Raw genomic sequence first — 21,147 nt, forward strand, 5'->3', positions numbered from 1 at the left:
TAATACAAGTTATACTTTAGATTGCAAAAAAAATCAATTATTCACCAGCATTTTTCTTAACAATTTCTTCTGAAATGCTCTTCGGTACTTCTTCATAATGATCAAAGTGCATTGTATAGGTACCACGACCTTGAGTGTTAGAACGTAAGGCAGTTGCATAACCAAACATTTCTGAAAGTGGAACAAATGCTTTTACCACTTGCGCTGGTCCTCGTGCTTCCATACCTTCCACTCGTCCACGGCGAGAGGTCACATCACCCATAATATCACCCATGTATTCTTCTGGGATCACCACTTCAACTTTCATCATTGGTTCAAGAAGTACTGGATTACATTTGTTTTTAGCTGCCTTTAATGCCATTGATGCTGCTACTTTAAATGCTGTTTCGTTAGAGTCAACATCATGGTAACTACCATCATATAATGTAGCTTTTACATCAATTAGCGGGTAACCAGCAACTACACCATTTTCCAGTGACTCTTTAATACCTTGTTCAACAGAAGGAATGTACTCACGTGGTACAACACCACCAGTAATTTTGTTGACGAATTCGTATCCTGCGCCTTCTTCGTTAGGTTCAAATTTAACCCAAACGTGACCAAATTGACCACGACCACCAGATTGGCGAACGAATTTTCCTTCTACTTCAGCCGAACTACGGAATGTTTCACGATAAGACACTTGTGGTGCACCAACGTTAGCTTCTACTTTAAACTCACGCTTCATACGGTCCACTATAATATCAAGGTGAAGCTCACCCATACCAGAAATGATCGTTTGACCAGTTTCTGTGTTTGTTTCTGTTTTAAAAGTAGGATCTTCTTCTGCCAATTTTCCTAAGGCAATTGACATTTTATCCTGATCGGCTTTTGATTTTGGTTCAATTGCAACTGAGATAACTGGATCAGGAAAGTCCATAGATTCTAGAATCACGAGGCTTTTCTCATCACATAGAGTATCACCAGTACTAGTATCTTTCAATCCAACTGCACCAGCTATATCACCTGCATAAACTTCTGGAATTTCCTCACGAGAGTTTGCGTGCATTTGCAGGATACGTCCTACACGTTCACGTTTATCTTTCGTTGAGTTTTTTACGTATGAACCAGACTTTAATGTACCAGAGTATACGCGGAAGAATGTAAGCTTACCAACAAAAGGATCTGTTGCTACTTTAAACGCTAATGCAGAGAATGGCTCTTTGTCATCAGCCTTACGAACTACTTCTTCTTCTGTTTGTGGTACATGACCTTCAATTGGAGGGATATCTAATGGTGATGGAAGATAATCTACTACACCATCAATTAGTAATTGTACCCCTTTGTTTTTGAATGCTGAACCACAGAACACTGGATAGAATTCAACACTTAGAGTTGCTTTACGTACAGCAGCTCTTATTTCATCATTAGAAAATTCTTCACCTTCTAGATAGCGTTCCATAAGATCTTCATCAACTTCAGCAACTGCTTCTATTAGGCTCGTACGGTATTCTTCAGCTTGTTCTTTATATTCTTCAGGAATTTCTCTCGCTTCAGTACGAGTTCCTAAATCATCTTCATAGAAGTAAGCTTCCATTGTAATTAAATCGATGATACCATCAAATTCATCTTCAGCACCAATAGGAAGTTGTACAGGGTGAGCGTTTGCTCCCAGACGATCTCCTAAAGTACCTACTGAATAAATGAAGTCTGCACCTACTTTATCCATTTTGTTTACAAAAACAACACGTGGTACACCGTAGGTTGTTGCTTGACGCCAAACTGTTTCCGTTTGAGGCTCCACACCAGATTGTGCATCTAGTACGGCAACCGCACCATCAAGTACACGTAATGAACGTTCAACTTCCACTGTGAAGTCTACGTGTCCAGGTGTATCGATAATGTTTATGCGGTGACCTTTCCACTGTGCAGTTGTCGCTGCGGAAGTAATTGTAATACCGCGTTCTTGCTCTTGCTCCATCCAGTCCATTTGAGAAGCACCTTCATGTGTTTCCCCAATTTTATGGATACGTCCCGTATAGAATAAAATACGCTCTGTTGCAGTAGTTTTACCAGCATCGATGTGAGCCATGATACCGATATTACGTGTTTTCTCCAAGGAGAACTCTCTTGGCATGAATCTTTCTCCTTCCTATAACGAATATAGTATGTTTTTTACCAGCGATAGTGAGCAAATGCTTTATTTGCTTCAGCCATTTTGTGCATATCTTCGCGTTTTTTCACTGATGCACCAGTGTTGTTAGAAGCATCTAGAATTTCATTAGCTAAACGCTCTTCCATTGTTTTTTCCCCGCGCAAACGAGAATAGTTTACAATATAACGCAATCCAAGAGCTTGGCGACGTTCAGGTCTAACTTCAACCGGTACTTGGTAGTTAGAACCACCAACACGACGCGCACGCACTTCAAGAACTGGCATTACATTTTTCATTGCTTGTTCAAAAGCATCCATAGCGTTTTGACCGCTACGTTCTTGTACTAATTCAAACGCACGATATAATATCTTTTGTGCTTTACCTCTTTTTCCATCAACCATAATTTGATTGATTAAACGTGTAACAAGTTTTGAATTGTATAACGGATCTGGTAAGACATCACGCTTTGGTACTGGTCCTTTACGTGGCATATCTTCCCCTCCTTCCTATTCTATTATTTTAAAAAGCATTATTTTTTCGGTTTTTTCGCACCGTATTTAGAACGGCCTTGCATACGTCCTTCAACACCTGAAGTATCAAGTGCTCCACGAACGATATGATAACGAACCCCTGGTAAGTCCTTTACACGACCACCACGAATTAATACAACACTGTGTTCTTGTAGATTGTGACCAATTCCAGGAATGTATGCTGTTACCTCGATTTGATTAGACAAACGAACACGCGCATATTTACGAAGGGCAGAGTTTGGTTTCTTTGGTGTTAGGGTACCAACACGAGTACATACACCACGTTTTTGCGGTGCGGACTGGTCAGTCGCTACCTTTTTACGGCTATTATAACCTTTATTCAAGGCTGGTGAGTCAGATTTTTTTGACTTTGTCACACGGCCTTTACGCACTAATTGATTAATAGTTGGCATCTATATTTCCTCCTCTCTTTTTTAAAGATGTAATACCACACATCCAGGTGGTTCATAATAGAGCAAAAAACAAAGTCTTCGCAAAAGATTGCCAAAACTTTATTGTTTGATCGCTACTGTTGCTGCACCTACATCTATTCCACATGCTTTCCCTAGTTTTTTCATAGAATCCACATAGAAAAATGGAACATTATGATCGGATGCAAGCCGTGACACTTTGCTAGTAATATGCAAGTCTGCATCATTAGCAATGATCACTTCTTTTGCCTGACCATTTTTTATGGCTTTCAACACTTGTTTTGTTCCGATTATCTTGTCAGTGTTTATCTGTGCCACTTTTTCATAAGACATGTGTATATCCTCCAAAGTAACAAGGATAACGGAAGCACCTTAAATATACTATCATCACAAAAAATTAATGTCAACTTATATTTTGAAAAAACAGTAATAATTTAAAGTGTTTCGCTCATCCATTGTTTTCTATCAAGTAAAAGATATAGGTGGATTCCTGCAATATGCTTCGCAGGTAATCTTATATCACCTTGTCCGTACTACCCTCAATGGAAAGATTTACGTTATAGAGAAACGTTAAATGGCGGGTAAACGGAAGCTGACTTCCTGATAAATTTCGCAGAGCATATTGGGAGTTTAAAACTCCCAATGTCTCACTTTATTGTGTTATTTCTTCTTCCGATTCAACGTCAGGAACCTTGGTCGGATCTACTGCTAATTTCTCTTGAATGCGACGGTAGCGTTGCATTCCGGTACCAGCAGGAACAAGTTTACCAATAATAACATTCTCTTTAAGACCTAATAATTCATCACGTTTTCCTTTTATAGCAGCATCCGTTAAGACTCTTGTCGTCTCTTGGAAAGAAGCAGCTGATAGGAATGAGTCTGTTTCAAGAGATGCTTTGGTAATACCTAATAGAACCGGTCGACCTACTGCCGGTTGACCACCAGTTAACAGAGATTGTTTGTTGGCATCCTTGAATTGGTGTATTTCAAGTAGAGAACCAGGGAGTACTTCTGTATCACCAGCATCAGCAACACGGACTTTACGAAGCATTTGTCTAACCATTACTTCCACGTGTTTATCGCCGATTTCTACCCCTTGCATACGATATACTTTTTGTACTTCTTTTAGAAGATACGATTGTACACCGTCAATACCTTGAATTTTTAGCAATTCTTTCGGATCGATAGAACCTTCTGTTAGTGCTTGACCAGCTTCGACTTCATCACCGATAGAAACTTTTAGTCTTGCACCATATGGCGCAGTATATGTTTTCGTTTCTACGGCACCTTGGACAATTATTTCTTGTTTATCTTTTACTTCAGTAACGTCTTGGACAGTACCGAAAATTTCTGATATAACAGCTTGCCCTTTTGGATTACGCGCTTCGAAAATTTCCTGAATACGCGGTAAACCTTGGGTAATATCGCTACCGGCAACCCCACCTGTGTGGAATGTACGCATCGTTAACTGTGTACCTGGTTCACCGATGGATTGTGCAGCAATAATACCTACCGCTTCACCAACCTCAACTTCTTCTCCTGTTGCCAGGTTACGACCATAACATTTTTTACATGCACCATGCTTGGTGTTACAAGTAAAGACAGTACGGATGATTACTTCCTCAATTCCTGATTCCACAATCTCTTTGGCCGCGTCTTCTGTGATTACTTCATTTTTTGCTACGATTATATCATTTGTTTCAGGATGGCTAACGTTTTGGAACGCTGTTCTTCCAATTAGTCGATCGATTAATGGTTCGATTAATTCTGTACCTTCCTTAATAGACGATACCGTTAAACCACGATCTGTTCCACAATCTTCTTCACGGATGATAACATCTTGCGCAACATCTACAAGACGTCTGGTTAAATAACCCGAATCCGCTGTTTTCAGTGCAGTATCGGCAAGACCTTTACGCGCACCGTGAGTTGAAATAAAGTATTCTAATACTGTTAAACCTTCACGGAAACTTGATTTAATCGGTAATTCAATAATTCGACCAGCCGGGTTGGCCATTAGACCACGCATACCTGCTAACTGTGTAAAGTTAGACGCATTACCACGAGCACCTGAGTCACTCATCATAAAGATCGGGTTACGAGGGTTTAAAGATTTCATCAACTTATCTTGAATCGTATCTTTCGCTCCAGACCAAATCGAAATAACACGGTCATAGCGTTCCTCATCTGTAATTAAACCTCTGCGGAATTGTTTAAGGACTTTATCAACTTTTTCCTGTGCTTCCGCTAAAATTGTTTCTTTTTCAGAGAGTACTACAATGTCTGAAACCCCAACTGTAATACCTGCTTTCGTTGAGTATGCAAAACCTAAGTCTTTCATACGGTCAAGCATTTTCGATGTTTCACTGATTTTGAACTTCTTAAATACTTCTGCAATGATATCTCCCAGGATACCTTTTTTGAAAGGTAAGAGGGTTTCACGTTTAGCAATATCTTCTTTAATATTCACACCAGGTTCAACAAAATATTTATCAGGTGTTGCAATTTCTAAGTTGGTTTGAGTCGGTTCATTCATATATGGGAATGATTCAGGCAGCATATCATTAAATATTAATTTTCCGACAGTTGTAATCATCAATTTCTCTGTTTGTTCTTTCGTGAAAGATTCTTTATTTAAAGAACGTGGGTGAATAGCCACTCTTGTGTGCAAGTGTACATACCCGTTATGATAAGCAATTAATGCCTCATTAAGATCTTTAAATACCATACCTTCACCAATTGCATTTTCTCGTTCCAACGTTAAATAATAGTTTCCTAATACCATATCCTGTGATGGCGTAACTACTGGCTTACCATCTTTAGGGTTTAAGATATTTTGAGCTGCAAGCATTAAAATACGTGCTTCCGCTTGAGCTTCTGCAGATAATGGTACGTGTACCGCCATCTGGTCACCATCAAAGTCAGCGTTATATGCTGTACATACAAGTGGATGCAGACGTATCGCACGACCTTCTACTAAAGTTGGCTCAAATGCCTGGATACCTAAACGGTGAAGCGTTGGTGCACGGTTTAATAGTACTGGATGTTCTCTAATAACATCTTCAAGTACATCCCATACTTCTTCATGTAATCTTTCAATTTTACGTTTTGCCGATTTAATATTGTGAGCCAAGCCTCGATCAACTAGCTCCTTCATAATAAACGGTTTAAATAGTTCTACTGCCATTTCTTTCGGCAATCCACACTGATACATCTTTAAATGTGGGCCAACGACAATTACAGAACGACCAGAATAGTCCACACGTTTACCTAATAAGTTTTGACGGAAACGCCCTTGTTTCCCTTTCAACATATGTGACAAAGATTTTAATGGGCGGTTACCTGGTCCTGTAACAGGACGGCCACGACGACCATTATCAATCAATGCATCAACTGCTTCTTGGAGCATTCTTTTTTCATTTTGCACAATGATACTAGGCGCACCAAGGTCTAATAATCTTTTTAAACGATTATTACGGTTGATCACACGACGATATAGATCGTTTAAATCAGATGTAGCAAAACGTCCACCATCAAGTTGCACCATTGGTCTTAATTCAGGTGGGATAATTGGTAAAACGTCCATTATCATCCAACTAGGATCGTTTCCTGAATTACGGAATGCTTCTAAAACTTCCAGACGCTTTATCGCTCTTGTTCTACGTTGACCTTGTGCAGATTTTAACTCTTCACGAAGTAAGTCTACTTCTTTATCAAGATCGATATCTTGTAAAATCTTCTTAATAGCCTCTGCACCCATTTGTGCTTTGAATGAATTACCATACTTATCACGATAGGCGCGGAATTCTTTTTCCGAAAGTAATTGTTTCTTTTCCAATGCTGTGTCTCCCGCATCCGTTACAATGTATGCTGCAAAATAAATTACTTCCTCCAATGCACGAGGAGACATGTCTAAAACTAAGCCCATTCGGCTTGGGATACCTTTAAAGTACCAAATATGTGATACTGGTGCCGCTAATTCAATATGACCCATTCGTTCACGACGAACTTTAGCTTTCGTTACTTCTACACCACATCGATCACAGACAACACCTTTATATCTGACACGCTTATACTTTCCACAATGGCACTCCCAGTCCTTTTGCGGACCAAAGATACGCTCGCAAAACAAGCCATCTTTTTCTGGTTTTAATGTACGATAATTAATTGTTTCTGGTTTTTTCACTTCACCAAATGACCACGAACGAATCTTATTTGGTGACGCTAATCCTATCTTCATATATTCAAAATTATTTACATCTAACAAGGGGTCAACCTCCCTTTTGTCTTTGGGTTTTTCATTCACTTTGCTATTTATCACGGTGCTAACTGTCCGCAAGAATCCACTTCATGCTTTTTAAAAATAGCAATGAAGGTTAGCGGTGAGGTCAGTAACTCCTGATAAATTTCACTTTATAGAGACAATTCACACCCGATCACCCTTTGATAAGATTGATCGGGTTAGAATTCTTACACTTTCATTATTTAGATCAGCTAGTAGTTTCTTCTATTTCTAAGTTGAAATTATCGGCTGATTGCGAATCGTCATCTTCATCATCCCGAAGTTCTATTTCTTGCTCATCACCAGATAACATCTTAACGTCCATACCTAGACTTTGTAACTCTTTAATCAATACTTTAAACGATTCAGGAATACCAGGTTCAGGTACATTATCACCCTTAACGATTGCTTCATAAGTCTTCACACGACCTACTGTATCATCAGATTTCACCGTTAAGATTTCTTGTAACGTATAGGCAGCACCATATGCCTCTAGTGCCCATACCTCCATCTCACCAAAACGCTGACCACCGAACTGTGCTTTACCACCTAGCGGTTGTTGCGTAACAAGTGAATAAGGACCTGTAGAACGTGCATGCAATTTATCATCAACCATGTGCGCAAGTTTGATCATATACATAACACCAACAGACACACGATTATCAAATGGTTCACCTGTACGTCCATCGTACAGAATCGATTTCGCATCTTTTGGCAGACCTGCTTCCGCTAACGTGTCCCACACATCTTCTTCATTCGCACCGTCAAATACTGGTGAAGCGACATGAATGCCAAGTTGTCTTGCAGCCATACCTAAGTGCAGCTCAAGCACCTGACCGATGTTCATACGAGAAGGAACCCCTAATGGGTTTAACATAATATCAATTGGTGTACCATCAGGTAAGAAAGGCATATCTTCTTCAGGTAATATCTTAGAGATAACCCCTTTATTACCGTGACGACCAGCCATCTTGTCCCCTTCGTGAATTTTACGTTTTTGTACGATATAAGCACGCACTAATTGGTTTACACCTGGTGGTAGTTCGTCACCATCAGCACGGTTGAAAATCTTAACATCCAACACAATACCACCTGCACCATGTGGCACACGAAGAGATGTATCACGAACTTCACGAGCTTTTTCACCAAATATTGCATGTAACAACCGTTCTTCAGCAGATAATTCTGTCACACCTTTTGGCGTAACTTTACCTACAAGAAGATCACCATCTTCCACTTCCGCACCAACACGGATAATGCCACGTTCGTCAAGATCACGCAGAGCATCTTCTCCAACGTTCGGGATATCACGTGTGATTTCCTCTGGCCCTAACTTGGTATCACGTGCTTCTGACTCATACTCTTCAATATGAATGGAAGTGTAGACATCATCTTTCACAAGACGCTCACTCATGATGATCGCATCCTCATAGTTATAACCTTCCCAAGTCATAAAACCTACTAAGACGTTTTGACCAAGAGCAAGTTCCCCTTTTTCCATAGAAGGACCATCAGCCAAAATCTCACCTACTGTTACACGATCGCCTTTTGAAACGATCGGACGTTGGTTATAACAAGTACCTTGGTTCGAACGAATGAATTTCTGCAGGCGATAACGATCAAGGTCACCTTCTACTTCTTTTCCGTTCACTTCTGAGATCCGTCGCACAAGTACTTCTTTTGCTTCTACGCGTTCCACGACACCTTCATGTTTACAGATAACAGCTGCACCTGAGTCTTTACCAGATACGTACTCCATACCTGTACCAACAATTGGTGATTTTGGTTGCATTAACGGAACAGCTTGACGTTGCATGTTAGCACCCATAAGCGCACGGTTAGAGTCATCATTTTCCAAGAAAGGAATACATGCTGTCGCGGCTGACACAACCTGCTTAGGTGAAACGTCCATATAATCTAATTTTTCACGTTTTACAATTGTGTTTTCACCACGGAACCTTGCGATAACTTCTTCATCTGTAAATGTTCCATCTTCATTAAGTTTGGCATTCGCCTGAGCTACTACATAGTTATCTTCTTCATCTGCCGTCAGGTAATCCATTTGGGATGTTACTCGCCCTGTTTCTGGATCGACACGACGATAAGGCGTTTCAATAAAACCAAATTTATTTACTTTTGCATAAGATGATAACGAGTTAATCAACCCAATATTTGGACCCTCAGGAGTTTCAATCGGACACATACGACCATAGTGTGAATAGTGAACGTCACGCACTTCAAAACCAGCACGCTCACGTGTTAAACCACCTGGTCCCAATGCAGATAAACGTCTTTTATGTGTTAATTCTGCTAACGGGTTCGTTTGATCCATAAACTGAGATAACTGAGAGCTACCAAAGAATTCTTTAATAGATGCAATAACCGGTCGAATGTTAATTAATTGTTGTGGTGTGATCGATGATGTATCTTGAATCGACATTCTCTCACGTACCACACGCTCCATCCGGGACAAACCAATTCTGAATTGATTTTGTAATAACTCACCTACTGAACGAAGACGACGGTTACCTAAATGATCAATATCATCTGTATCTCCTACTTCATGCAAAATATTAAAGAAGTAGCTAATAGCTGATAGAATATCTCCAGGCGTAATGTTTTTAATACCATCATCCACATTACAGTTACCTAATACATTTAACGTTTTTTCCCCTTCAGGGTCTGTCGGATCCATAATTTTTATAGATTGCACCCGAATTGGTTCCTCTAATACACCTTCATTCGGTTCTAGCGCTCTTTCTCCAAAACGATCTTCATCAGAGTCTAGTATAGGTAATATTTTATCTAACAAACGTCTATCTAACTTATCTCCTTTATTTGCAATTACTTCACCAGTTTCAGTATCTACTAGTGGTTCTGCAAGGATTTGATTAAATAAACGGTTCTTTATGTGTAATTTTTTGTTGATTTTATAACGGCCGACATGTGCAAGGTCGTATCTTTTTGGATCAAAGAATCTTGATACCAATAGACTTTTTGCGTTTTCTACTGTTGGTGGCTCTCCAGGACGCAGGCGTTCATAGATTTCTAACAACGCCTTTTCACTTGTTTCCGTGTTGTCCTTTTCTAACGTATTTTTCAGATACTCATTCTCTCCAAAAAGATCTAATATCTCTTGATCATCTCCGAAGCCTAACGCTCTTAGTAGAACTGTGATAGGAAGTTTTCTAGTACGATCGATACGTACATGAACTACATCTTTTGCATCTGTTTCGAATTCTAACCACGCACCCCTGTTAGGGATAACAGTAGCACCGAAACCGCGCTTTCCGTTTTTATCAATTTTTTGATTAAAGTAAACGCTTGGTGAACGAACAAGCTGAGATACAATAACACGTTCTGCACCATTAATGATAAATGTTCCTGTTTCGGTCATTAATGGGAAGTCTCCCATGAAAACCTCTTGCTCTTTCACTTCACCTGTTTCGTTATTTAATAAACGAACCTTTACTCGAAGAGGAGCGTTGTATGTGACATCTCTTTCTTTTGATTCATCGACTGGATATTTCGGTTCACCCAGACTATAATCGACAAACTCCAAGGATAAATTTCCTGCGAAATCCTCAATAGGAGAAATATCCTGAAACATTTCTCGTAATCCTTCATCTAGGAACCATTGATAGGATGCCGTTTGAATCTCAATTAAATTTGGTAATTCTAATACCTCGCTGATACGCGCATAGCTTCTGCGTTGGCGGTGTCGTCCGTATTGAACTAGTTGACCTGTCAACTGATTCACCCCTCGATCAATATTAAAAGATAGTTGCTATAAAAATAGCACAAATGAAACCACACTTACCTATTTATACTTTACTTACTATAGGGCATTGACATTCTGCTATAGATCGTATAAATTTAGTAAGTGTTAAACACTCGTTCGGTTAACATACCGAACAAACCTGTGATACTTATGACACAAGTTTTTATATAGACATTCGCTAAATAAGCAAATGTTATTCAATTACTAATAGTTGGTACTGTGGAAAATAATTAAAGGATTTCTAAAAGGTTACGTAGATAATATCTATTAGCTAATAGCCGTTTTATAGCGACACCAAAGATGTCAAGCATTTAAAAGTCATCATGTTGAATAGTTTTGCCTATTTTTTAAAAAAATATACATAATTCAACATTTTCACTTGACAAACCTTCCGTCCTATTGGCATTTTTCAATATTACCACAATTGCCTAACAGAGTCAAATTATTTTGCAAAAAGAATAAAGTATCCTTTTTCCTTATGGACAACCTCCACAGTTGTAAATAATTCCTCTAATTTTTTCTTGGCAGATGGAGCACCTTGCTTCTTCTGAATCACCACCCAGAACTCACCTTGAGGCAACAAAGCCTGCTTCGAAGCTTCAAAAATTTGGTGTACTACTTGTTTACCTGCTCTAATTGGTGGATTGGTAACAATCGCCGCAAATCTTTCCTCTGAAACATTCGACAATATATCACTCTCTCTAAAAATGACATTCTCTATTTTATTTTGCTTTTCATTGTTTTTGGCTAAAAATAAAGCCCGCTCATTGATATCCACACCATAGATTTCACGGTTGGTAAAGGAAGCTGCCAGCGCTAAACTTATCGGACCATAACCACAACCTACATCCAGTAGCGGTCCTGCCAATTCCGGCTCACGAAAAGTTTCAATTAAGACACGTGATCCAAAATCAATATCATTTTTAGAGAACACGCCATTATCTGTCGTAAATGTAAGGCGATGACCTCTTAATGTTGAAACTAATGTCTTTGGATCACTCACCACATTTGGACGATTAGAGAAATATTGATCCATAATTACCACTCACTTTCTTAGAAACTCAGATCAACAGAGTTTCCTAACGTTTTAGAAAAACCAGAAAAGCCCACCGGTCCTTTTAGTAGTAATTTTGAGATGGATAATAGATTTAACACCCGCTACGGCTTACCCACTTCGCTTTCCAAGGGAAAACACCACCGCATAGAAAACACTACGAAAACTTGTTTGAGTAGATGTTGCACTTGTGCCCGTGGTGAAAGGGAAGTGGACAGCCGAAGCGAAGGATTCATATATACTACATTTCAAAATGACTACTTTGATAACAAATGCATTGATACCGCGGATTATATACTTTCCTTACTTATAAAAAAAGCTCGCCATTTGCCATAGCGAGCTTTTTCGTTATACATGGAGCTTATTTTAATTCTACAGATGCGCCTGCTTCTTCTAACTTAGATTTCATTTCTTCTGCTTCTTCTTTTTCAACGCCTTCTTTGATTGCTCCAGGAGCATTATCTACAAGATCTTTAGCGTCTTTAAGTCCAAGACCAGTGATTTCACGCACAGCTTTAACAACTTTGATTTTAGAAGATCCAGCACTTTCAAGTACTACATCAAATTCAGTTTGTTCTTCTGCTGCTTCTCCACCAGCCGCACCAGCTGCTGCTACAGGAGCTGCTGCAGTTACTCCAAATTCTTCTTCAATTGCTTTTACTAAGTCGTTTAAATCAAGAACGGACATTTCTTTGATTGCTTCAATAATTTGTTCTTTAGACATGTTCATTTCCTCCTAATAATATATTATTTTACGAACATAATGTGTTTCCAAAAAAGTTCTTTACGCACCTTGCTCTTCTTTTTGCTCGGCAACAGCTTTTGTTGCGTAAGCAAAGTTTCGTACTGGCGCTTGAAGTACGCTGAGTAGCATAGAAACCATTCCTTCGTAGTTTGGAAGGTTTGCAAGTTCTTTGATCTGATCCAATGTTGCAACAGACCCTTCAACCACGCCACCTTTTATTTCTAATGCTTCGTGATCTTTCGCAAAGTTATTTAATACTTTTGCAGGTGCCACAATATCGTCTTTACTGAAAGCGATAGCTGTAGGTCCAACCAAAATATCATTTAAATCTGTAAGCTCTGCTTCTTCAACCGCACGGCGAGTCATCGTGTTTTTATACACTTTGAATTCAACACCTGCTTCTCGTAACTGCGAACGCAATTCCGTAACTTCCGCAACATCAAGCCCTCTGTAATCTACAAGGATGGTTGATTGACTTCCGCGAAATTTCTCTGCAATATCTGATACGATCTGTTTCTTTTGTTCGATAATCTTTGACATGATTCCACCTCCTATTACGCGATCATTATACCGCCGAATAAAACAAAAACCTCCAATATCTTAATAGACATGGAGGTTTATGACTGCACACAGTTCTTCCTTTTTTTTAAAAAAAGAGATTCTGTTATATATCCAGACACACCTCGGCAGGAAATTAAGCTTGTTAAAGCACCTACTGTCTACGGTATAATGTATAAAATTATCTTTCAAGGTAGTTACCTTGACCCTTGTGAATTATATTAAAAATTCAAGAAAAAGTCAAGAGGAATTATTTTGCGAATGTAGACGAGTCAACTTTTACACCAGGACCCATTGTAGAAGAAACCGCTACGTTACGTAAATAAATACCTTTTGCAGCTTGTGGTTTTGCTTTTACAATAGTATCTGCTAATGAATTGAAATTGTCTACAAGTTTGTCAAGATCGAATGATACTTTACCAATTGGCACATGAATATTCGATTGTTTATCAACGCGGTATTCTACTTTACCTGCTTTGATTTCCTGAATCGCTTTTTCTACTTCAAATGTTACTGTACCTGTTTTAGGGTTTGGCATAAGACCTTTTGGTCCTAATACACGTCCAAGCTTACCTACTTCTGCCATCATGTCAGGAGTAGCAACTACTACATCAAATTCAAACCAACCTTGGTTGATTTTATTGATTAATTCTTGATCCCCTACATAGTCAGCGCCAGCAGCTTCAGCTTCTTTCGCTTTATCCCCTTTTGCAAATACTAGTACAGTTTGAGTTTTACCAGTTCCGTGTGGTAACACAAGCGCTCCACGGATTTGCTGGTCAGCTTTCTTAGGGTCTACCCCTAAACGAAAAGCCGCTTCCACTGTTTCATCAAAGTTAGCCGTTGAAGCTTTTTTTACTAATTCTAATGCTTCTTTTGCTTCGTACGTTTTTGTACGGTCAACAAGTTTTAATGCTTCTTGTTGTTTTTTTGTTTTCTTAGCCATTTTAATTTCCTCCTTCTGTGGTTTTAACGGTTATACCTCCCACTTCCAAAAGCGGAACATCATTACCTGTTATTCAAATAAATAACTTTTCAAAGATAAAGGTTGCGGGTGATGAAGCATTCTCCACTACCGCAACCTTCCGCTTCCCGACAACACTGTGAGATTAGTCTTCGATAACAATACCCATGCTACGTGCAGTACCTTCGACCATACGCATTGCAGCTTCAACATCAGCAGCATTTAAGTCTGGCATTTTTGTTTCTGCGATTTCTTTTACCTTGTCGCGTTTAAGTGTTGCCACTTTGTTACGATTTGGTTCACCTGACGCAGTTTCAATACCTGCTGCTTTTTTAAGCAACACTGCTGCTGGTGGAGTTTTTGTAATAAATGTAAATGAACGGTCTTCAAAAACCGTGATTTCTACTGGAATAATCATGCCAGCTTGATCTTGCGTACGAGCGTTAAACTCTTTACAGAATCCCATAATGTTAACACCTGCTTGACCTAACGCCGGCCCAACTGGTGGTGCTGGATTCGCTTTTCCTGCTGGAATTTGAAGTTTTACAACTGAATCTACTTTTTTAGCCACGAGACACACCTCCTTAAGTCCGTGATGTGGTAATAGGGTACTCACCCTCCCACTCGATTACATATGAATAAAATAACCTTATACTCGAGGCATAAAGAACATAAGAATTTTAGCATTTTATGAACAAAAATGCAAGTGGGTTTCTATTTTTTTAGTCAAAAAAATCGTTATGATAGTTTTTTAACCTGGGAGAAGTCCAATTCAACCGGCGTTTCCCGCCCAAACATGTTGACATGCACTTTGACTTTTTGTTTATCTAAATCTATTTTCTCAATCGTACCCGTAAATCCATCAAAAGGTCCGTCGATAACTTCTACCGTTTCTTTCAATTCAAAATCTACTTCTGTAACAGGTTCATTATAACCCATTCTTTTCAGGATTGTCTCTACTTCTTCTTCAAGTAAAGGTGTTGGCTTAGAACCAGATCCCGCAGATCCTACAAATCCTGTAACACCTGGTGTATTACGGACAACATACCAGGAATCATCTGTCATAACCATTTCCGCTAGGACATAACCAGGAAAGACCTTTTTCTTTGCAACCTTCTTTTTACCGTTTTTAATCTCTGTTTCTTCATCCTCAGGAACCAATACTCTGAATATTTTATCTTCCATCCCCATAGACTCTAAACGCTTTTCCAGGTTGGCTTTTACTTTATTCTCATATCCTGAGTATGTATGCACGACATACCATCTTTTTTCCATAATATTGAGGGCTTTGTCGCCCTTCCCTCCCTTAATTAAACATCTTCAAAATGCACGATTTCTTTGCATTTAAAAAACCCGCCAAACGGGTTCTTTGATCACGTATTTAGTTACAGTATAACATATATAAGTTCAAATTATTCAAATAACAAATTAAGAAGTTGTGTAATGCCTGTGTCAATGAGTGCGAAAAACACTGTAACGAATGCTACTGTCAGAATAACTGTAATTGTATAACGTGTTAGCTCACGACCTCTTGGCCATGAGACCTTTTTCATTTCCCGATTAACATTTTTCAAAAAAGCTACTGGTTTCACAGAAGGTACCTCCAAACTGTCTTCTAAACTATCGGATAGTCTATTTCGTTTCGCGATGAATGGTATGTCGATTGCATCGTTTGCAAAATTTCTTTATTTCAATTCGATCTGAAATCGATGAATTCTTTTCCGTGTTGTAATTTCGACTTTGACATATTTCGCATGCCAACGCTATTTTTTCACCCAATTTTCCCACCTCGTAATTAGGGGTTTACACCTATACTAATGTAGCACGGTTGGTGATGACTGTCAACGCTATCTGATGATTTGGTTATGAGATATGGATACCGCTTGCTTCTAAGTATTTTTCCAATTTTCGTTTCACGCGTTGCAATGCGTTATCAATCGATTTAGCGTGTCGATTTAATTCAGAAGAGATTTCCTGATAGGTTTTACCCTCTAGATATAAGAGCAGCACCTTTCGCTCTAGATTACTTAGCAACTCTGCTAATTTACTTTCCATCTCACCATAACGCTCCCTGTTTACCAGGAGCTCCTGTGGATCCATTGCAATCGTTGCTTCTAGAACATCTAACAATGTTCGCTCTGAATCTTCATCATAAATAGGTTTATCCAGTGAAATGTATGAATTCAATGGCATATGTTTCTGCCTCGTAGCTGTTTTAATCGCAGTAATAATTTGTCTGGTAATACATAATTCCGCAAATCCTCGAAAAGAAGATAGCTTGTCCGCTTGAAAATCCCGAATTGCCTTATACAATCCAATCATTCCTTCTTGAGCAATATCCTCATGATCAGCTCCTACAAGGAAATAAGTTTTGGCTTTCGCTCGTACAAATGATTTATATTTGTATATTAAAAATTCGAGCGCTTGTGTGTCACCGTCCTGTACTAGCAATACTAATTCATTATCATCAAAATGCTGAAAGTCAATATCTCTATTTTCTACTCGCATGGTGGTCATTGGGACTCCTCCCGGCTTAATGCCAAAAATTAGGTATTGCAGACTATAATAGCAACATTATACAGGAAGCGCTTTAATTACGTCAACCGTTCATTTTCTATTTATTACCACGTCGCCATTTTTCAAATACTTGTAAGACGGTATCATCTAATGGAATTTTGCTTTTTACTTTTTTTTGTTGATGTTCTTTAATATCCATTTCTATTTCTCGTTCTATATTTTTCAGTTCTATATCTAACTCTCTTGCCGAAATCCGAAATGCTCCTTGTGCGAAGATAGTACGTTGTTCTGTATAATCGGATGTGGCAACAAAGACTTTTGTTCGAACGTTTTTGAATTCCTTTACTAACCGCTCAATACACTGATCAGCCGTTTCGTTTTCTTTCGTAAAAATGACTTCTACTTTATATTGCTGTTGCTTATTTTCTAATCCTCGAACTTCATAAGCATCAAAAACAACAAGTACCTTTCTCCTTCTGTATGCTTGATATTCTGCCATTTTATCGATGAGCAGGAGTCTCGCCTGCTCTAAATCCGTTTCTTTTAATGCTTGCAGTTCCTCCCATGCTCCTATCATGTTGTAACCATCTACTAACAATACATCCATTAAGCACCATCTCTTTTTCGCAGAACTTCATACATTAAAAGACTTGCAGCAACAGAGGCATTTAAAGAGGAGACAGAGCCTTTCATTGGTAACGAGACTGTCCAATCACAGTTTTTTCTCACCAAGCGACTAATACCTTTTCCTTCATTCCCAATAACTAAAGCTATAGGTAAAGAACCATCCAATTTCCGATAATCTTCTGTCGCTTCCGCCTCCGTACCTACCACCCATACATTTCGGGACTTTAACTCTTCGATCGTTTGAACAATATTGGTTACCCTCACCACAGGTATATGTTCAATTGCACCTACCGAGGTTTTTGCTACAGTGGCTGTTAAACCTACCGCTCTTCTTTTTGGAATAATCACACCATGTGCCCCTGTTGCATCTGCCGTTCTTAAAATCGAGCCTAAGTTATGAGGATCTTCTATTTCATCTAAGATTAAGAAGAAGGCTTCTTCCTCTTTTTCCGCAGCTTTTTGAAATAATTGCTCAAGACTTGCATAGTCATAAGCAGCCACCAGTGCCGCGATTCCCTGATGATTACCTTCGACCAACTGATCCAGTTTCTTCTTGGGTACACGTTGAACGGGGGCGTTATTGGATTTTGCCAATCCCTGTAATTTATTTGCTAATGGCGCATTTAAATTTTCGGTTATATACAATTTCTGAACAGATCTGCCTGATTCAAGTGCTTCTATCACCGTATTCTTTCCTATAATCCACTCTCCGCTCATGCTTGTTCCACTCCTTTCTCTGTTATTTTAATTGCGCTACGTATTAGCATTTCCAATCTTTCTACTTTATGAGCTAAATACAAATAACCGATTAATGCTTCAAATGCTGTGCTATATCGATAAGCTTGTACACTTGTGTTTTTAGGGACAGAGCCTGATTTAGCATTCCGTCCCCTTCTCACAATTGCTAATTCCTCTTCTGTGAGAATTTCATCATCGATCCACTGATGAATTACTTTTGCCTGGGCCGTTGCTTTCACAAAACTTACTGCATGTTGATGTAATTGTTGCACCTTGACTGTACCTTTATATATAAGATATTCCCTTACATACTTTTCATAAATGACATCACCCATATAAGCAAGGGCTAAGCTTTTCAATTCTTTTGGATTTTCAATGGTCATCATTAGCCTCGCTTCCATCTCGTACCTTGTGGGGTGTCTTCTAATATAATGTTTTGTGCTTTTAGGTCATCACGAATTTGGTCTGCTAAAGCAAAATCCTTATTTTTTCTTGCTTCGATCCGCTGCTGAATTAATGCATCAACCTCATCATCTAATAACGCTTTTTCTTCTGAAATAGGAATCCCTAAAATCTCGAACCAGTTTGTTAAGGTTTGGATATAGGTATCGATTACTTCTGTATGTGTTTGGTCGCCATTTAAATATACATTTGCTTCTTTGACTAGATCAAAAATAACTGCGATTGCATTGGCCGTATTGAAATCATCGTCCATTTCTTTTTCAAATTGTTGCTTTAACTCGTCAATCTTAGTTAGCCATTTCTGATTATCATTTGCTAAGTTCACACTTGCTTCTCGGCGGTGCTCTAAATTGATTAAAGCATTTTCTACTCGATCATAACTATTTTTTGCACTTTCTAAAAGTGTGTCACTAAAGTTAATAGGGTGACGATAATGAACACTTAGCATGAAAAACCGTACTACTTTCGGATCGTGTTTTTTGATCAAATCATGCGCTAACACAAAATTGCCAAGTGATTTCGACATTTTCTCATTATCAATATTAATATAGCCGTTATGCATCCAATAATTAGCAAACGAAGTACCATTTCCTGCTTCAGATTGTGCAATTTCGTTCTCGTGGTGAGGGAACGCTAAGTCTTGCCCACCCGCATGTATATCGATGGTCTCTCCTAAATATTTTTTTGCCATTGCTGAACATTCGATATGCCAACCTGGACGGCCTTCTCCCCACGGGGATGCCCAAGCAATTTCTCCATCTTTTGTCTGCTTCCATAGAGCAAAGTCTAAAGGATCTTGTTTTTTCTCTCCCACTTGGATACGTGCTCCAGATCTTAATTCATCGATGGATTGATGAGACAATTTCCCATATTGATCAAACGATCTTGTTTTGAAATAAACATCTCCTTCTGCTTCATATGCATGACCTTTGTCAATTAATGTTGCAATAAAAGAAATAATGTCGTCCATCGTTTCGGTTACTCTTGGATGATGAACCGCTTCTTTTACCCCAAGTGCTCCTACGTCCTCTTTGTATGCTTTTATAAATCGGTCGGAAATTGTCGGAACTTCTTCTCCCAGCTCTTTTGCTGCTTTAATTAATTTATCATCGACATCCGTAAAATTTAATACATAGTCTACTTGATATCCTTTGTACTCAAAATACCTTCTCACCGTATCGAAAACAATAGCGGGACGGGCATTACCGATATGAATATAGTTATATACCGTCGGACCACAAACATACATTTTGACAAGGTCCTTCTCTAGCGGTTTAAACGTTTCTTTTTTTCTTGTCAATGTATTGTAAATACTAATTGTCACGTTGATTCGCTCCTTTTACATTCTTTAACTCGTTTTGTAAATGTTTAATTTCATCTTCCATTTCCTTTAAAACCTCACTAATCGGGTCTGGAAGTTTATGATGGTCTAAGTCTTTTCGTATTTTTTCACCGTTTTGTATAACTACTCTTCCAGGTATACCGACCACAGTGGAGTGGTCTGGCACATCTTCTAATACAACGGAACCCGCTCCTATTTTCGAACTTTCGCCGATCGTGATCGACCCTAATACTTTTGCTCCTGTGGCAATTAATGCATTGTCTTTTATCGTTGGATGTCTTTTGCCTTTTTCTTTTCCAGTACCTCCTAATGTTACTCCTTGATAAATGGTAACATTATCGCCAATCTCACACGTTTCACCAATCACGACTCCCATGCCATGATCGATAAAGAATCGTTTGCCAATTTTGGCCCCTGGATGGATCTCAATGCCAGTAAAGAAGCGGCTAATTTGTGAAATAACTCTGGCTAGAAAAAAGAATTTTTTTTGATAAAAGGCATGTGCCATACGATGTGACCATATCGCATGCAATCCTGAATAGGTTAAGCAAACTTCAATATATGTTCGTGCTGCCGGGTCTTGATCAAAAACAACATCAATGTCCTGTTTGAGTAACTTAAAAAAACCCAAAAACAATCCCCCCTGTATTAAGCTAATATATATAAATAAGACAAATAAATCTCCCACTTAACAGAAAATATTTTCATAAGACACAAACTGCGAAGTAATGAAAACTTCATCACATAAAGAATAATGATGAGTGAACTACCACCGCTACGGAAAAACACTCCCTTTCCGGGGGCACGGCTTCAGCTAACTTTGAAAAGAAAGACACTTTTCAAAGTGGATCTTCAGCTCGTGCTGTTCCCCCAGGAGTGTCGCATTTTTCCTCCGCTTTGTAGAGACCTCTGTTCAAGTAAGATGAAATAAGCATTCATATCAATATTCTAGCAATTACTTTATTTGTAGAACATTACTAAA

General features: G+C 38.8%; 20 protein-coding genes and 1 other annotated feature. All 20 genes read right to left on the reverse strand.

The window, feature by feature from the left end; genetic code table 11:
- Positions 1-37: 37 nt before the first annotated feature.
- Positions 38-2,116: an elongation factor G gene (gene fusA / locus BUC25_RS18420; protein WP_073203332.1), complete on the reverse strand. Its 2,079-nt coding sequence runs from the start codon at positions 2,114-2,116 to the stop codon at positions 38-40.
- A 38-nt stretch (positions 2,117-2,154) separates the two neighbouring features.
- The gene (gene rpsG / locus BUC25_RS18425) at positions 2,155-2,625 is read right to left on the reverse strand and encodes a 30S ribosomal protein S7 (protein ID WP_058305736.1); all 471 of its coding nucleotides are present in this window, start codon (positions 2,623-2,625) and stop codon (positions 2,155-2,157) included.
- Between the two features lie 38 nt (positions 2,626-2,663).
- Positions 2,664-3,077 carry a 30S ribosomal protein S12 gene (gene rpsL, locus BUC25_RS18430; protein ID WP_073203333.1) on the reverse strand — a complete coding sequence of 138 codons (414 nt, stop codon included), beginning with the start codon at positions 3,075-3,077 and terminating at the stop codon, positions 2,664-2,666.
- A gap of 99 nt (positions 3,078-3,176) precedes the next feature.
- A complete protein-coding gene (locus tag BUC25_RS18435; protein ID WP_073203334.1) occupies positions 3,177-3,428 on the reverse strand; it encodes a 50S ribosomal protein L7ae-like protein in 252 nt (83 codons plus the stop codon).
- 319 nt (positions 3,429-3,747) lie between these two features.
- A complete protein-coding gene (gene rpoC, locus BUC25_RS18440) occupies positions 3,748-7,362 on the reverse strand; it encodes a DNA-directed RNA polymerase subunit beta' (protein WP_073203335.1) in 3,615 nt (1,204 codons plus the stop codon).
- A gap of 223 nt (positions 7,363-7,585) precedes the next feature.
- Complete coding sequence (gene rpoB, locus BUC25_RS18445) at positions 7,586-11,128, reverse strand: DNA-directed RNA polymerase subunit beta (protein WP_073203336.1); 3,543 nt, start codon at positions 11,126-11,128, stop codon at positions 7,586-7,588.
- Positions 11,129-11,600: 472 nt separating this feature from the next.
- On the reverse strand, positions 11,601-12,197 hold the full coding sequence (locus BUC25_RS18450) for a class I SAM-dependent methyltransferase (RefSeq protein ID WP_073203360.1): 597 nt from the start codon (positions 12,195-12,197) through the stop codon (positions 11,601-11,603).
- Positions 12,198-12,573: 376 nt separating this feature from the next.
- Positions 12,574-12,936 carry a 50S ribosomal protein L7/L12 gene (rplL, locus tag BUC25_RS18455; RefSeq protein WP_058305741.1) on the reverse strand — a complete coding sequence of 121 codons (363 nt, stop codon included), beginning with the start codon at positions 12,934-12,936 and terminating at the stop codon, positions 12,574-12,576.
- A 60-nt stretch (positions 12,937-12,996) separates the two neighbouring features.
- Positions 12,997-13,497, reverse strand: a complete 501-nt coding sequence (gene rplJ / locus BUC25_RS18460) for a 50S ribosomal protein L10 (RefSeq protein WP_073203337.1) — start codon at positions 13,495-13,497, stop codon at positions 12,997-12,999.
- Between the two features lie 34 nt (positions 13,498-13,531).
- Positions 13,532-13,700: a sequence feature (ribosomal protein L10 leader region), on the reverse strand.
- Between the two features lie 65 nt (positions 13,701-13,765).
- Positions 13,766-14,461 carry a 50S ribosomal protein L1 gene (gene rplA, locus BUC25_RS18465; protein WP_073203338.1) on the reverse strand — a complete coding sequence of 232 codons (696 nt, stop codon included), beginning with the start codon at positions 14,459-14,461 and terminating at the stop codon, positions 13,766-13,768.
- A gap of 163 nt (positions 14,462-14,624) precedes the next feature.
- Positions 14,625-15,050, reverse strand: a complete 426-nt coding sequence (rplK, locus tag BUC25_RS18470; protein WP_139251867.1) for a 50S ribosomal protein L11 — start codon at positions 15,048-15,050, stop codon at positions 14,625-14,627.
- A 167-nt stretch (positions 15,051-15,217) separates the two neighbouring features.
- On the reverse strand, positions 15,218-15,754 hold the full coding sequence (gene nusG, locus BUC25_RS18475) for a transcription termination/antitermination protein NusG (RefSeq protein WP_073203340.1): 537 nt from the start codon (positions 15,752-15,754) through the stop codon (positions 15,218-15,220).
- A gap of 137 nt (positions 15,755-15,891) precedes the next feature.
- A complete protein-coding gene (gene secE / locus BUC25_RS18480; protein ID WP_073203341.1) occupies positions 15,892-16,071 on the reverse strand; it encodes a preprotein translocase subunit SecE in 180 nt (59 codons plus the stop codon).
- A gap of 40 nt (positions 16,072-16,111) precedes the next feature.
- Positions 16,112-16,258, reverse strand: coding sequence for a 50S ribosomal protein L33 (rpmG, locus tag BUC25_RS18485; RefSeq protein ID WP_073203342.1), 147 nt, complete (start codon positions 16,256-16,258; stop codon positions 16,112-16,114).
- 84 nt (positions 16,259-16,342) lie between these two features.
- Positions 16,343-16,987 carry an RNA polymerase sporulation sigma factor SigH gene (gene sigH / locus BUC25_RS18490; RefSeq protein WP_073203361.1) on the reverse strand — a complete coding sequence of 215 codons (645 nt, stop codon included), beginning with the start codon at positions 16,985-16,987 and terminating at the stop codon, positions 16,343-16,345.
- A 106-nt stretch (positions 16,988-17,093) separates the two neighbouring features.
- Positions 17,094-17,603 carry an NYN domain-containing protein gene (locus BUC25_RS18495; RefSeq protein ID WP_073203343.1) on the reverse strand — a complete coding sequence of 170 codons (510 nt, stop codon included), beginning with the start codon at positions 17,601-17,603 and terminating at the stop codon, positions 17,094-17,096.
- A complete protein-coding gene (rlmB, locus tag BUC25_RS18500; protein WP_073203344.1) occupies positions 17,603-18,340 on the reverse strand; it encodes a 23S rRNA (guanosine(2251)-2'-O)-methyltransferase RlmB in 738 nt (245 codons plus the stop codon). Before rlmB ends, BUC25_RS18495 begins: the two co-directional genes overlap by 1 nt.
- Positions 18,337-18,747 carry a Mini-ribonuclease 3 gene (locus BUC25_RS18505; RefSeq protein WP_139251868.1) on the reverse strand — a complete coding sequence of 137 codons (411 nt, stop codon included), beginning with the start codon at positions 18,745-18,747 and terminating at the stop codon, positions 18,337-18,339. Before BUC25_RS18505 ends, rlmB begins: the two co-directional genes overlap by 4 nt.
- Complete coding sequence (gene cysS / locus BUC25_RS18510) at positions 18,747-20,147, reverse strand: cysteine--tRNA ligase (RefSeq protein ID WP_073203345.1); 1,401 nt, start codon at positions 20,145-20,147, stop codon at positions 18,747-18,749. The genes BUC25_RS18505 and cysS overlap by 1 nt, the downstream gene beginning before the upstream one ends.
- On the reverse strand, positions 20,137-20,796 hold the full coding sequence (gene cysE / locus BUC25_RS18515) for a serine O-acetyltransferase (protein ID WP_073203346.1): 660 nt from the start codon (positions 20,794-20,796) through the stop codon (positions 20,137-20,139). Before cysE ends, cysS begins: the two co-directional genes overlap by 11 nt.
- Positions 20,797-21,147: the final 351 nt, after the last annotated feature.

Source organism: Gracilibacillus kekensis, from assembly GCF_900143085.1.
GTDB classification, from domain to species: Bacteria; Bacillota; Bacilli; order Bacillales; family Amphibacillaceae; genus Gracilibacillus; species Gracilibacillus kekensis.

Bases quoted from the DNA above. Each gene is read 5' to 3' on its own strand.
- fusA (WP_073203332.1), bottom strand. From the start codon at position 2,116: ATGCCAAGAGAGTTCTCCTTGGAGAAAACACGTAATATCGGTATCATG.
- rpsG (WP_058305736.1), bottom strand. From the start codon at position 2,625: ATGCCACGTAAAGGACCAGTACCAAAGCGTGATGTCTTACCAGATCCG.
- rpsL (WP_073203333.1), bottom strand. From the start codon at position 3,077: ATGCCAACTATTAATCAATTAGTGCGTAAAGGCCGTGTGACAAAGTCA.
- BUC25_RS18435 (WP_073203334.1), bottom strand. From the start codon at position 3,428: ATGTCTTATGAAAAAGTGGCACAGATAAACACTGACAAGATAATCGGA.
- rplL (WP_058305741.1), bottom strand. From the start codon at position 12,936: ATGTCTAAAGAACAAATTATTGAAGCAATCAAAGAAATGTCCGTTCTT.
- rplJ (WP_073203337.1), bottom strand. From the start codon at position 13,497: ATGTCAAAGATTATCGAACAAAAGAAACAGATCGTATCAGATATTGCA.
- rplA (WP_073203338.1), bottom strand. From the start codon at position 14,461: ATGGCTAAGAAAACAAAAAAACAACAAGAAGCATTAAAACTTGTTGAC.
- nusG (WP_073203340.1), bottom strand. From the start codon at position 15,754: ATGGAAAAAAGATGGTATGTCGTGCATACATACTCAGGATATGAGAAT.
- sigH (WP_073203361.1), bottom strand. From the start codon at position 16,987: ATGCGAGTAGAAAATAGAGATATTGACTTTCAGCATTTTGATGATAAT.
- BUC25_RS18495 (WP_073203343.1), bottom strand. From the start codon at position 17,603: ATGGATGTATTGTTAGTAGATGGTTACAACATGATAGGAGCATGGGAG.
- rlmB (WP_073203344.1), bottom strand. From the start codon at position 18,340: ATGAGCGGAGAGTGGATTATAGGAAAGAATACGGTGATAGAAGCACTT.
- BUC25_RS18505 (WP_139251868.1), bottom strand. From the start codon at position 18,747: ATGATGACCATTGAAAATCCAAAAGAATTGAAAAGCTTAGCCCTTGCT.